Source organism: Micromonospora sp. BRA006-A (assembly GCF_033433935.1).
Lineage (GTDB): Bacteria > Actinomycetota > Actinomycetes > Mycobacteriales > Micromonosporaceae > Micromonospora > Micromonospora aurantiaca.
Map to the genome: position 1 here is coordinate 2,165,180 of NZ_JANCLW010000001.1, position 13,302 is coordinate 2,178,481.

12 protein-coding genes are annotated in these 13,302 nt (G+C 72.0%); 2 read left to right on the forward strand and 10 right to left on the reverse strand.

Features of this window, described 5'->3' with window-relative positions; translation table 11 throughout:
* Positions 1 to 10 precede the first annotated feature (10 nt).
* A complete protein-coding gene (locus NMK34_RS10405) occupies positions 11 to 1,261 on the forward strand; it encodes a cellulose-binding domain-containing protein (protein ID WP_318333197.1) in 1,251 nt (416 codons plus the stop codon).
* A gap of 75 nt (positions 1,262 to 1,336) precedes the next feature.
* Here NMK34_RS10405 and NMK34_RS10410 read toward each other — a convergent pair whose 3' ends face one another.
* Positions 1,337 to 2,176, reverse strand: coding sequence for a helix-turn-helix transcriptional regulator (locus NMK34_RS10410; RefSeq protein WP_318333198.1), 840 nt, complete (start codon positions 2,174 to 2,176; stop codon positions 1,337 to 1,339).
* A gap of 87 nt (positions 2,177 to 2,263) precedes the next feature.
* On the opposite strand from NMK34_RS10410, the gene NMK34_RS10415 reads away from it, so the two are divergent.
* Positions 2,264 to 3,061, forward strand: a complete 798-nt coding sequence (locus NMK34_RS10415) for a glucose 1-dehydrogenase (RefSeq protein WP_318333199.1) — start codon at positions 2,264 to 2,266, stop codon at positions 3,059 to 3,061.
* Between the two features lie 6 nt (positions 3,062 to 3,067).
* Here NMK34_RS10415 and NMK34_RS10420 read toward each other — a convergent pair whose 3' ends face one another.
* The 9 genes from NMK34_RS10420 to NMK34_RS10460 form a co-directional block, all read right to left on the reverse strand.
* A complete protein-coding gene (locus NMK34_RS10420) occupies positions 3,068 to 3,766 on the reverse strand; it encodes a DUF4386 domain-containing protein (RefSeq protein ID WP_318333200.1) in 699 nt (232 codons plus the stop codon).
* A 147-nt stretch (positions 3,767 to 3,913) separates the two neighbouring features.
* Positions 3,914 to 5,002, reverse strand: coding sequence for a hypothetical protein (locus NMK34_RS10425; RefSeq protein ID WP_318333201.1), 1,089 nt, complete (start codon positions 5,000 to 5,002; stop codon positions 3,914 to 3,916).
* Positions 4,999 to 6,129, reverse strand: a complete 1,131-nt coding sequence (locus NMK34_RS10430; protein WP_318333202.1) for an SPFH domain-containing protein — start codon at positions 6,127 to 6,129, stop codon at positions 4,999 to 5,001. The genes NMK34_RS10425 and NMK34_RS10430 overlap by 4 nt, the downstream gene beginning before the upstream one ends.
* 115 nt (positions 6,130 to 6,244) lie before the next feature.
* Complete coding sequence (locus tag NMK34_RS10435) at positions 6,245 to 7,246, reverse strand: glycosyltransferase family 2 protein (protein ID WP_402812457.1); 1,002 nt, start codon at positions 7,244 to 7,246, stop codon at positions 6,245 to 6,247.
* A gap of 48 nt (positions 7,247 to 7,294) precedes the next feature.
* On the reverse strand, positions 7,295 to 9,106 hold the full coding sequence (locus NMK34_RS10440; protein ID WP_318333204.1) for a hypothetical protein: 1,812 nt from the start codon (positions 9,104 to 9,106) through the stop codon (positions 7,295 to 7,297).
* Between the two features lie 89 nt (positions 9,107 to 9,195).
* The gene (locus NMK34_RS10445; protein ID WP_318333205.1) at positions 9,196 to 9,786 is read right to left on the reverse strand and encodes a DinB family protein; all 591 of its coding nucleotides are present in this window, start codon (positions 9,784 to 9,786) and stop codon (positions 9,196 to 9,198) included.
* A gap of 43 nt (positions 9,787 to 9,829) precedes the next feature.
* On the reverse strand, positions 9,830 to 10,246 hold the full coding sequence (locus NMK34_RS10450; protein WP_194800788.1) for a PPOX class F420-dependent oxidoreductase: 417 nt from the start codon (positions 10,244 to 10,246) through the stop codon (positions 9,830 to 9,832).
* Between the two features lie 105 nt (positions 10,247 to 10,351).
* Positions 10,352 to 11,476, reverse strand: coding sequence for an RICIN domain-containing protein (locus NMK34_RS10455; protein ID WP_318333206.1), 1,125 nt, complete (start codon positions 11,474 to 11,476; stop codon positions 10,352 to 10,354).
* An 11-nt stretch (positions 11,477 to 11,487) separates the two neighbouring features.
* Complete coding sequence (locus tag NMK34_RS10460) at positions 11,488 to 13,212, reverse strand: family 43 glycosylhydrolase (protein ID WP_318336313.1); 1,725 nt, start codon at positions 13,210 to 13,212, stop codon at positions 11,488 to 11,490.
* Positions 13,213 to 13,302 lie beyond the last annotated feature (90 nt).

Below are 13,302 nucleotides of genomic sequence, written 5' to 3' on the forward strand. Positions count from 1 at the left end.
AGGAATTCCCATGACGATTCTCCGTGCCCGCCCCGCCCCGTTCGTGGCGGCCGTCGCCGCGCTGGCCGCCGTCACCGCGGCCGGTACGGCCCTGCTCACCGGCCCGGCCGCAGCAGCACAGGGCTGCCGGGTCGACTACACACCCAACCAGTGGCCCGGCGGGTTCACCGCGAACATCAAGGTCTCACCGGGCGACGCCGCCGTGTCCGGCTGGACCGTCACCTGGACGTACGCCGGGGACGAGCGCGTCACGAACGGCTGGAACGCCACGGTGAGCCAGTCCGGGTCGACGGTGACCGCCCGCAACATGTCGTACAACGGCGGCATCCCGGCCGGCGGCTCGACCGAGTTCGGCGTGCAGGGCACGTACGGCACCGCCGGCGGCGCGCCGACCGGGTTCAGCCTCAACGGCGTACCGTGCAACGGCGCCGGCCCGACCACGCCGCCGCCCACCACGACGGTGCCGACCACCGCCCCGCCGACCACACCGCCGCCCACTACCGCGCCGCCCACGACTGCTCCGCCGACCACCCCGCCGCCCACGACGCCACCGCCGACCACCCCGCCGCCGAGCGGGTGCGCGGGGGCGGTGCTCTGCGACGGCTTCGAGAACCAGACCGGCTCGACGCCGTCAGGTGACTGGAGCGTGGTGAGCCCGGACTGTTCCGGCGCCGGCACGGCCACCATCGACACGTCCACCACGCACAGCGGCAGCCGCGCGGTCCGCATCAACGGCGCGGCCGGGTACTGCAACCACGTGTTCGTCCGGACCACGAAGAACCTCAGTGGCCTGGGCAGCGTCCGGTACGCGCGGGTCTGGGTCCGGCACACCACCGCCCAGCCCACCGACCACACCACAATGATCACCATGACGGACGCCGCAGACGGCAACCGCGATCTGCGGCTGGGCGGCCAGAACGGTGCACTCCAGTGGAACCGCGCCTCCGACGACGCCACGCTGCCCGAGCAGAGCCCGGCCGGGGTGGCGCAGAGCGTTCCGCTGCCCACCAACCGCTGGGCCTGCCTGGAGTTCATGGTGGACGGTTCCGCCGGCCAGTTGCGTACCTGGCTGGACGGTGTCGCCGTGACCGGGCTGACCGCCGACGGCGTGCCGACGCACGACATCGACGGCCAGTGGTACAACCGCACCTGGCGACCGCAGCTCACCGACCTGAAGCTGGGCTGGGAGAGCTACGGCGGCGGCGCCGACACCCTCTGGTACGACGACGTGGCGATGGGCTCCACCCGGATCGGCTGCTGACCCACCGCGAGTGGACCGTCACGGGTGCCGGACGGCAGCCCGGACACCCGTGACGTTCCACCGACGGCGGGCGGCTCAGTGCTCGACAGTCATCCGCTGGGTGCCGATCACGGAGAGCAGCCGCAGCGCCTCCTCCGAGGGGGAGCCGGGCGTGGCGGTGTAGATGACCACCTGCTGGTCGCGGTCGGTGATGTCGAGGACGTCGCAGTTGACAGTCACCGGCCCGACCACCGGATGCCGGAACGTCTTGCACAGCGTCCGTGCGCCGCCGACGTCGTGGGAGGCCCACATGCGGGCGAACTCCTCGCTCCCGGCGAGCAGCTCCGCGATCAGCGCGCCCATCTCCGGGTCGTCCGGATAGCGGGCCGCGGCGGCACGCAGCCGCCCGACCGAGTGGCGGGCGAACTCGCTCGCGTCCGACACGCCGTACATCAGGTGCGGGCCCAGGAACGCCCGGCGGACCAGGTTGCGGTCCCGCCGGGACACCGCGGAGAAGTCCTCCATGAGCGCTGCCGCGAGGTCGTTCCAGGCGATCACCTCGAACGTCGCGGAGGTCACGAACGCCGCCGCCTGCGGCAGCCGGTGCAGCAGGTCCAGCACGCTCTGCCGTACCTCCCGGGGTGGCCCGGACGGCGGCGCGGGCGGTGCCCCGGCCAGGTGGTGGAGGTGGTCGCGTTCGGCGTCGGACAGCCGCAGCGCGCGGGCCAGCCCGGCCAGCACCTCCCGCGACGGACGCGGACCCCGGCCCTGCTCCAGCCGGGTGTAGTACTCGGTGGAGATGAACGCCAGCCGCGCCGCCTCCTCGCGGCGCAGTCCCGGGGTGCGGCGACGCCGTCCGGCGGGCAGGCCCACGTCGGCCGGGGTGATCCGCTCCCGCCTGCTGCGCAGGAACACTGCCAGCTCACGTCGGTCCACGACCCCAGTGTGCCCTCGTGCGGCGGCGCGTATCCAGGTACCGGCGGTACCTGGATGGGCTCCGCGACCGGACGCAGGCTTGCCGGCATGGACACCACACGAACCGACACGATCGTCCACCCGACCGCCGGCCTGCTGGCCGGCAAGGTCGCCTTCATCACCGGCGCCGGGCGCGGCATCGGCGCCGCGGCGGCCCGGCTGTTCGCCGCCGAGGGCGCCCGGGTGCTGCTCGCCGCCCGGACCGAGGAGCAGTTGAAGGCGGTCACCGAGCAGGTCCGGGCCGCGGGCGGCACCGCCGAGTACGTCGTCTGCGACCTGGCCGACGCGGCGAGCGTGCGCGCCGCCGTGGACCGCGCGGTCGAGGTGTACGGCCGCCTCGACGTCGCCTTCAACAACGGCGCGACGATCGTGCCGCCCGGACCGATGGACCGGGTACGCGAAGACGACTTCGACCACGTCTACACTGTCAACCTCAAAGGGCCGTGGCTCGCCATGGTCGCCGAGGTCGCGGCGATCCGGGCCACCGCCGGCACCGGCGCGATCGTGAACAACTCCAGCGTCGGCAGCCTGATGGGCAACCCCGCACTGCCCGCGTACGGGGCGATGAAGCGCGCGGTGAACAGCCTCACCGAGTCCGCGGCGGTCACCTACGGACCGGAGGGCATCCGGGTCAACGCGATCGCCCCGGGCAGCACGCTCACCGAGATGATGCGGTCCTGGGACGCCGAGTCGCCCGGGATCATCGACCGGCTCGCGGCGGCCACGCCGTTGCGCCGGTCCGCCGAACCCGACGAGATCGCCCAGGCCGCCGCGTGGCTGCTCAGCGACCGCGCCTCCTTCGTCACCGGTACGGTGCTGCGGGTCGACGGCGGCGCGCGGGCATGACAGGGCTCAGACGGTGGCGTCCCGGACCGGCCGGGGCTCCACCGCGCCGGCCGTGACGGGGGAGGGCCGGAAGCCCTTGACGACCAGGTAGACGCCGAGCGAGAACTCCCACACCGCGATGGGGAGCGCGGCGACCGCCGCCACCGCTGACAGCCGGTCCCAGGCGCCGAACAGGGTGCCGAGGTCGGAGGCGACGAGCAGAGGCGCGCCGACGAGCCCGAGCACCGGCAGGAAGCGCGGCACGAGGCGGGACTGGTACAGCAGGGTGCCCAGCAGCAGCGCGTTCACCGCGGGCAGGAAGCCCTGGCTGAGCAGGAACACCGAGTCGTAGAAGGCGACGAGCGCGCGGCCGGTCACGAGCGCGTCCGGCCCCGCCGCGGAGTCCCGCAGCGCGACGAGCGTCAGGATGCTCGCGACACCGATCATGATGCCGGCGGCTTCGAGCACCCGGGCGCCGACGAAGCCCAGCGCGCGGGCCGGGCCCTGCTGCCGGAGCACCGGGTACAGCGCGACGGCGGTGCCGATGCAGGCGAGCGCGACGATCATCTCCAGGACGCCGCCGAGGACGACCGGGGCCTGCGAGGTGGTGCCGAGGACGTAGTCCGGCTCGCGGACCGGGGCGTACAGGCCGACGGTGGGGATCGAGACGAAGGTGAGTAGATAGGCGCCGCCCGCGACCAGCGAGGTCTTCCGCAGTGAGTCCATCGGGGCTTCCCTCCGCCGCCGCCCGGCCGATGGTTCGTCGTACCCTCACTCTGCTGTGGACCCGCGCGGCGGCGCATCGGCCGCTCGGACATCTCCCTCGCGCGATGCGCACGGGCCACCGGTCGGCACACCGGTGGCCCGTACGCGTCAGCGGCTCATCGCGTACGCCACCACGAGCGCGACGAGCGCCAGCGCGGCCAGCACCGCCGCCACGATCTTCGCCGTGCTGTAGGGACGCTCGCCGATGACCTCACCGGTACGCGCGTTCACCAGCACCTGGTACGAGCGGCCCGCGTGCAGGTACGCGGCGATCCACACCGGCAGCAGGATCAGCTTGTACGACACGTCGGAGTACGTGGTGTCCACGGCGGAAACCCGCTGCTCGTCACCGCCGATGTCCGACCGGCAGTCCCCCTCGATGACCGGCGCCATCCGCGCCTTCGCCTCGGTCAGGCCCGCCTCGGGTTCGGTGTCGTACCGCAGCGCCTGGTATCCGGCCAGGTAGTCGCCGTGGTACGCGGCCGCCTCGGTCAGCGGCCACGGCGCCAGCTTGTCCAACTGCTCGGTGGGCAGGTGGGTGGTGGCGGGCACCAGCACGTCGTCGAAGTCCCGGCGTACGGTGCCGACGGCCGGATGCCACCGGGTGTGCCGCACCTGCCGGGTCCGCGTCTCCTGCTTGCCGTCGACTGTCACCGTGTACGTCTCGGTGACGTAGTAGTGCTCGCCCCGCTGACCCTGGTAGTCCGACACGGTCCGCGCGTCGAACGTCCAGTGCGGCAGGTACGTGCCCTTCAGCGTCTCCGCCTCGCTGATCTTCTTCAGGCTCCCGGGCGCGAACCAGCGGCTGCGGCACCACTGGCCCAGGGCCGTCCGCACACCGTTGCGGTCGACGGCGAACGGCAGCACCGCCTCCGGCGCGATCAGCTCACCCGCCCCGGCGTCGGCCACCAGGGGAGCCGCACAGAACTGGCAGCGCTGCGCCAGCGCGTCGCTCTCCGTCCGAGCGCCGCAGCCCGGGCAGACGAACGTGTGCGCCCCGACGCTCGCCACCGGCTTGCGGGGCAGCGACGCCAGTTCCGCGTACGCGTGCTCGCGCACCTCCCGGCCGGCGCCGGCGATCTCCTGCCGGTGCCCGCAGTACGGGCAGCTCAGTGCGGTCGTGCCGGGCGCGAACTCGACCCGCGCGCCGCACCCCCCGCACTGGTAGGAGGGCGGCGAGACAGCCGTGTCACTCATTGCGGCGGAAGCGGCGGCGGGACGCTGGCGAGCACCGACGCAAGCTCGGGCACCTGCCCGGCGGGCTGCCACTGCGCCATCCCGGTACGCCAGACGAGCGTGTCCGCGCCGAGCGCACCCGCGTTCGCCTGCTCGGTCAGCGCGCCGAGATCGTACGGGCCCTGCCGCTGGCCGCCGACGCCGACGTACCACTGGGCCTGGCCCGGCAGCGGCGGCGGCTCGGCGGCGGCCGGCTGCGCGGGGGCGGGCTGCGCCGGCTGCGTGGCCGCGCCTCCGCCCATCGACCGGGCCATCTGCTGGCCCATCGCCATGCCCATGCCCAGGCCGATGCCCGCGCCCGCCTCGCCACCCGGGTTGTTCGCCGCGGCCTCCATCGCGTTCGCGGCCTGGAAACGGGTGTACCGGTCCAGGTCGCCGACCGCGCCCATGCTGGTCCGCTTGTCCAGCGCCTGCTCGACCTCCGGCGGCACCGACACGTTCTCGATGACGAACGTGGGAATCGCGATTCCGACCTCGGCCAGTTCCTCGGTCAGCACCGCGGCCAGCCGCCGGCCGATCGCGTCCTGGTGCGCGGCGAGGTCCAGCAGCGGCACCCCGGCCGTGGCGAGCGCGCCGCCGAGGCGTCCCACCATGAGCTGCCGCAGGTACTCCTGCACCTCCTCGGTGCGGAACTGCGGGTCGGTGCCGACCAGTTCCCGCAGCAGGCGCGACGCGTCCACCACGCGGGCCGCGAAGGCGCCGAACGCCCGTACCCGGACCACGCCGAACTCGGCGTCGCGCAGGATGACCGGGTTCTGGGTGCCCCACTTCATGTCGGTGAACTGTCGGGTGTTGACGAAGTACACCTCGGCCTTGAACGGCGAGTTGAAGCCGTACTTCCAGCCCTTCAGGGTGGACAGGATCGGCAGGTTGCGGGTCTCCAGCGTGTACGTCCCCGGTGTGAAGACGTCGGCGATCTTCCCCTCGTTGACGAACACCGCCGTCTGGGACTCCCGGACGACCAGTTTGGCGCCCATCTTGATCTCGTTCTGATACCGGGGGAACCGCCAGACCATCGTGTCGCGGCTGTCGTCCAGCCACTCGATGATGTCGATGAGTTCGCCCCGGAGCTTGTCCATCAGCCCCATCGCAACCCTTTCCTCGGCGCCGGTCTCCGGCGTCGCGGGCGACCATAGCAACCGCCCGCCACCTGCGAAAAGAGAACGATTCTGCGCCTATCGGCACCCACCGATCGGGGGTTGCTCAGCCGGTCTCGCCGGCCATCGATTCGCCGGTGGCCGTACGCTGCTCCGGAATCCGGGAGGTCCGGCCGGGGGCATCGACGACGCGCTCGGTCTCCTGCACGAGATAGTGCGGGCGGCGTTTGGTCTCGTAGTAGATCCGGCCGATGTACTCGCCGATCACCCCGAGGATCATCATCTGGATGCCGCCGAGCCCGATCACGCTGACGATGATCGTGGTGTAGCCGGGCACGTCGATGCCCTTCTCCACGGCGTCCGCTACCACCCAGGCCATGTAGCCCACCGCGATGAGCGTGAGGAACAGGCCGCCGTAGATCGCCAGGCGCAGCGGCCGGTTGTTGAACGACAGCAGGCCGTCGAACGCGTAGTTGAACAGCTTGCCGAACGTCCAGCGGCTCCGCCCGGCCTGCCGGGTCTCGTTGCGGTGCGCCACCACGGCGGTGCGGAAACCGATCCACGAGAACAGGCCCTTGGAGAAACGGTTGTACTCCGGCATCGCCAGGATCGCGTTCACCGCGAGCCGGGACAGCAGCCGGAAGTCGCCGGCGCCGTCGAGCAGGCGTACGTCTATCCACCAGTTGACCAGGCGGTAGAAGGAGCGCGAGGCGACCATCCGGATGAACCGGTCACCGCGGCGGTCCCGGCGGGCGATCACCTGGTCGAAGCCCTGGCGGTAGAGCATCACCATCTCGGGCAGCAACCGCGGCGGGTGCTGCAGGTCGGCGTCCATGATGACCACCGCGTCGCCGGTGGCCCGGCGCAGGCCGGCGAGCATGGCCGCCTCCTTGCCGAAGTTGCGGCTCAGCGACGTGTAGCAGACGGCCGGGTCGGCGGCGGCGAGCCGGCGCAGTGCCGCCAGCGTGCCGTCCTCGCTTCCGTCGTCGACGTACACCACCTCGACGTCCACGTCGGTCAGCTCGGCGAACGCGACGCTGAGCATCTCGTGCAGCCGCTCCACCGACGCTTCCTCGTTGAAGCAGGGCACCACCACCGACAACCGCACGGCGCTCACCCCGCCCGGCCCGGGCACACGGGACCGGCGCCCACGGCGTCAGAGGCGGTAGACAAGCGTGCCATCGAACTCCTCCCGGGTGATGCCCAGCCCGTCGACCGGCCGGGTCTCGATGCCCTCCCACGGCGTACCCGCCGCGCGGCTCGGCACCGCGACGACCGACCGCACGCCGATCCCGCGCAGGTACGCCACGCTGCCCGCGTCGGGGAACGTCGCCACGGCGACCCGCGTCTGGGCCTGGGTGACCGGCTCGAAACCGCCGAGCCCGTTGGTGATCCGGGGGAAGCCGTCGGTCGACCACAGCATGTAGTTCAGGTCGCCCACCCCGCCGGCGGGCAGCACCAGCATCGGTTCCGGCGCGGTCCGCATCGCCGCCGGTGGCGTCGGCACCACCGGGTGCGGCGTGCGGTTCACGCCCTCCAGCGTCACCAGGGCCAGCGGCACCAGCAGGACCAGCGCCGCCACCGCCCGGGACGCGCGTGCGGCGGCGGGCCGGCGCCACGACTCGGCAAGCGCTGTCACCAGCCCGGCCGCGAGCACGGCGAGCAGCAGGCTGGTCCAGTGCATCATCCGGCCCGGGGTGCGCAACGCGTCCCATCCCGGCAGGAGGTTTGACAACGTCAGGTAGCCGGGGTCGCCGTCGCCGCCGAGCGTGGCGCCCAGGCCCAGCAGCACGGTGCCGGTCACGCCGAGCCCCAGCGCGACCCGATGCCGCACCGGGAACGCCGAGACGAACAATCCCGCCGCGGCCAGCCCGATCAGCGTCATGCCGGGCAGCAGTGCCATCTCCGGCGGCCAGGTCAGCTGTTCGCGGGCGGCGGCGTGCCGTTCCCCCCACAACCACGAGTCGCCGGGCGCGGTGATGAACCCGATCAGCGGCGGGGAGAACATCCTGGTCCAGTCCAGCGAGCGGACGGCCTGCGGGTTGAGGTCGACCACGCGCAGGTAGACCAGCCCGAGCAGCAGCGTCACGGTGCCGAACACGGCGCCGCCGGCCAGGTCGGCGATCAGCAGCCGCCGGCCGAACGGGGGCCGCTCCCGCTTGCGCCACCAGGACCAGCCGTAGCAGCCCGCCGCCACCAGCACGGCGGCCAGCAGGAAGTAGACGAGCGGCAGCCCGATGCCGAAGCCGAGCGTGACCTGCCAGGCCGCGACGAGCCACCCGGCCACCGCCCAGCCGGGCTTGCGGCGTTCCGGCCGGTAGCCGTGGCGCAGCGACCAGCCGTGACCGCGGGCCAGCATCGCCAGCGCCAGCGCGATCCCGCCACTGGACAGGATGTTCAGGTGACCGGAGTGCGCCAGCCGCCAGGGCGCGTACGCCCACGCGATCCCGGCGACCGCACCGCCCCAGCGGTTGGCGCCGAGCTGCCGGGCCAGCGCGTACGCCCCGAGGAACGCCAGCGCGTGCAGCAGCACGTAGAGCACGTTGTAGCGGATCACCGCTGCCTCGAAGCCGGAGCCGAGCATCCCGAACGGGGCGTACCCGAGCAGGGTGTCGCTGTAGGCGTAGGTGTAACGCTCCGGATAGAACGTGTTGGAGTTCCAGAGGTTCGCCGGGTCGCTGAGCAGGGCGTGCCCCGACCAGGCGACCTGCCACGCCTGCAACGTGGGGTCGCCGAGGTCGCCGGGGATCGTGGTCGCCGGGTGCCGCATCGTCGGCCAGGTCAGCACCACCGCCAGCAGCAGGCTGCCCAGGATCGCCAGCGTCCACTCCGGGTTCGGCCGCCACCGGCGTCTGCCGTCCGCGGGGCGCTCGTCCGAGGGGCGGTCGTCCGAGGGCTGGTCGGCGGGCGGCTGCTCGGGACCGGTGTCCTCAGCGGCCGGCGGGGCGACGGCGGGCCGGATCTTCATGGGATAGATGCTTCACGATGCTGCTGGTCCTGTCGATCCGCTGTCCGAAATATGGTTGAAACTTCCGGCTCGGCATACCGGAACGCCGCCTACGCGAACCGGTCGGCGAGCGCCGACAGCTTGCTGACGTACGCCGGCCAGTCGTAGCCGTCGGGGATGTTCCGGTCGTCCTGCCCCAGCCCGATCGCCGCGTCGTGCTGCTCGCGCATGATGTCGGCGTGCCCGGCATGCCGGGCCAGATCGACGCAGACGTGCACGATGACCTGGTGCAGCGTCACGTCCTGCCGGCCCGGCTGCCACCACGGCACCCGCCCCGGCGCGTCCAGCGGCAGCGTCTCGATCGTCTCGTCCGCGAACGCGCCGACCCGGCGGTACAGGTCGATCAGCCCGTCCTTGGTCTCGTCGGCCCGGGCGTACCAGTCCGCCTGCGGGTCCGCGTCGAACGCGTCGGACGGCACCAGCTCCTGCGGAGTGGGGAACTCGCGGCCGAACGCCTGCCCGAAGTAGCCGGCCTCGACGTTCAGGCAGTGCTTGAGCAGCCCCAGGAAGTTGTTGCCGGTCGCGGTGCGGGGAAGCCGGGCGTCGCGTTCGCTCAGCCCGTCGAGCTTCCAGATCAGGTCCGCCCGGATCCCGCGCAGGTAGTGGTGCAGCGCTGCCTTCGGGTCGTACGGCTCACTCATGCCCGACACTCTTCCGTATGGGTCGGACATCGTGGGGGCGCCGTCAGCCGGTCTGGCTGTTGTCCTTGTGCGCACCCCACCCGTGCCATCGCTCGATCTCGATCCAGGCGCTGACCCGGGCGCGGTCCCGCCGCGGGTACGGCTTCCCGGTGTAGTGCTGCGAGATCCGGTCGATGTCCGCCAGGCCCTCGTCGTCGCGCAGCTCGACCACCCGCCCGATGAGGCTGACGTGGGTGTACCAGTTCCCCTCGTCCAGCACGGTCAGGGAGACCCGGGGATCGCTGCGCAGGTGCGCCAGCCGCCGGCGGCCCTCGTCCATGTTCACCAGGACGCGGCCGTCCTCCCAGAGGTACCAGGTGGCCGCGGACACCGGCTGGCCGTCGCGAAGCGTGGCGATGACGGCGGGATTCGGTTTGCCCAGCATGGCGACGGCGGGCTCGGGCAGCGGCGGCTTCGACATGGCTCTCACTCTACGTACCCGCCGGGTCCGCCGCTGGTCATGCGGCGGGCGCCGCCTGCGACGGGCTCCCCGGCGGTGTCCGCCGGGAAGCCCGTCGCACGCCGGTCAGGCGCGTGCGCTCCACTGCTGGTTGGTGCCGCCGTGGCAGTCCCAGAGGTTGATCCTGGTCCCGTTGGCGGTGCCGTAGCCGGCCGCGTCCAGGCAGCGCCCGGACTGGACCCCACTGATCGTGCCGTTGGCGTTGAGGTTCCACTGCTGGTTGGGCTGGCCGTTGCAGTCCCAGATGATCACGCTGGTGCCGTTCGCGGTGCCCCGCCCGCTGGCGTCGAGACACTTGTTGCCGAGCACCTGCAACTGCTTGGCCGAGGTGTAGGTCCAGCGCTGCATGGTGCCGCCCCAGCAGTCGTACAGCTGCACCGCGGTGCCGTTCGTGGTGCTGCCGTTCGGCACGTCCAGGCACCGGCCCGAGCCGGCACCGACGAGCTGCACGTTCTGGTACGTGCCGCCGCCGCTACCCGGGGTGCCGATGCTGCCGGACACCGACTGCAACGCGCGGTACCAGACCGCCGCCATCTTGTCGTAGCCGGTGGCGGTCGGGTGGATGCCGTCGATCAGGTCGGCGGTGGTCAGCGCCGAGTACTGGTCGACCAGGTGGACCCGCTTGCCGGCGTTCACCTTCGACTGCACGATGCCGGGCAGCGCGGCGTTGAACGTGCGCACCGCCGCCGCCTGGCCGGAGTTGGCGAGCGGGATGATCTGCGCGACGAACACGTCCGCGTTCGGTGCCGTGGCGGTGATGCGGTCGATGAGCGAGGAGAGCCGGTTCGGCGCGGTCGAGACGTTGTAGTTCTGCAGGATGTCGTTGGTGCCGATGTGCAGCAGCACGGTGCGCGGCTGGTAGGCGTTCAGCCAGCCGGTGATGTTGGCGTCGATCTGGTCGATGCGCCAGCCGGGGTGCCCCTCGTGGTCGTGGTCGCCGAGGTTGCCCGGCCCGTTGAACTGCGAGCCGACCAGGTCGACCCGGTAGCCGCCGCCGGCCAGCCGCTGCCACAGGCCGATCCGGTAGCCGCCCGGCACCTGGGTGCCCTCGGTGATGGAGTCACCGAGCGGCATCACCCGGGTGCCGCCGTTCGACTCGGCGCCCGCCGGGCCGGCGGGCGTGAGCACACCGGCGGCCAGCAGCGCCAGCGCGGCGCCCGCGGTGAGCCATCTCCTCGCTGTCGTACGCATGAACGCTCCTCTCACGGGCTGGTGCAGGTCAGGGACGGGGTGGACGGGGAGCCGTCGGCGATGAAGCCGAACGTGGTCGAGCCGGACGCCGGCACGGAGCCGTTGTACGCCGCGTTGCGGACGGTCGCCGTGGATCCGCTGGTGCTCAGCGTGCCGCTCCAGACCTGGCTGATGCTCTGACCACCGGCGAGGTTCCACCGCACCGACCAGCCGTTGAGCGCCGCGGCGCCCGCGGTGACCGTCACCTCGGCCTGGAAACCGCCGGACCAGGAGTTCATGGTGCGGTAGGTGGCGGTGCAGGCGCCGCCGGTCGGCGGCGGCGTGGTGGACGGCGGGGGAGAGGAGGGCGGCGGGGTCGACGGGGGGACCGGCGGCGGGGTGCCGCTGAGGCTGGAGGTGAACCACCAGTGGTCGATGTTGAACAGCGAGCCGCTGCCGCCGGTGAACCGCAGGTAGAGGTCGTGGGTGCCGGTGGCCCCGCTGACCGGGCAGCTCGGGTTGGTCCAGGTCTGCCAGCCGCCGGTGGGGGTCACCTGGCAGGTGCCCACAAGCGGGCCGGTCACGCTGTCCAGGCGCAGCTCGATGGACCCCCCGCCACCGGCCGAGGCCACCATGGCGGTGAACTTGGTCGCGCCGGCGCCGAAGGCCACGCCCTTGACCTTGATGTAGTCCCCGTTGTCGATGTAACCGACGTTCCGCCCGCCCAGGGAGGACGCCTCGGTCTCCACTCCCTGCCCCCAGGCCATCGTCTCGGCCTCCTGCCGGGCGTACGGGTCCAGGGTGCCGACCTGCGGGGCGCCGGTGACGGTCATGTTGATCGTGGGGATCGAGCCGTCCGCGCCGTAGGAGAACTTCTCCACCGCCACCGACCTGGTGAAACCGCCGCCGCCGGGCAGCGCGCCGTTGTGATAGAAGAAGTACGAGTTGCCCTTGAAGTCGATGATCCCCGGGTGGTTGGTGAAGCTGCTGCCCTGGGTCGGCATGATCGTCCCGCGGTACGTCCACGGGCCCAGCGGCCCGGGCGCGGTCGAGTAGGCGACGAACTCGGAGCAGCACCTGGCCGCGAACGCCATGTAGTAGAGGCCGTTGCGCTTGTACACCCACGGCCCCTCCTCGTAGAGGGTGGGCCGGTTCGCGTCACCGGTCCGCGCCCCGAAGCCCGCGGTGGTCAGCGGGATCTGCGTCGGGCTGCCCGAGTACGAGATCATGTCCGCGTTCAGCTTCACGTACCACAGGCGCGGGTTGCCCCAGTACAGGTACGCCTGGCCGTCGTCGTCGATGAACACGGTCGGGTCGATCTCGCCGTTGCTCACCAGCGGACGCCCGATGGCGTCGCGGAACGGACCGGTGGGGCTGTCCGCCACCGCCACCCCGATGCCCATCTGGCCGGTGGCGCGCACGACCATCGGCACGTACCAGTAGAACTTGCCGTTGCGGTGGACCGCCTGGCCGGCCCACGCGTCCTGCTTGGCCCAGCTGAACGTGGCGAGGCTGAGCGGCGATCCGTGGTCGGTCCAGTTGACCATGTCGTCGGACGAGAAGACCCGCCACTCCTTCATGGTGAACCAGGTCGAGTTGTCCTCGTCGTGGCCGGTGTAGAGGTAGACCCGGTTGTCGTACACGAGCGGGGCCGGGTCGGCCGTGTAGATCGTCTGCACGATCGGGTTGTCCGCCCGGGCGACGGTCGGCTTCAGCCCTCCGGCGACGACCGGGGCCAGCCCGAGCAGGGCGAGCATGGTCACGGCCAGCGCGAGCCATCGTCTGGTCCGGCGGTCGGGTCTCCATAGCGTTGAGGTCACAGGTCATCTCCCCGGTAGGCCGATGGG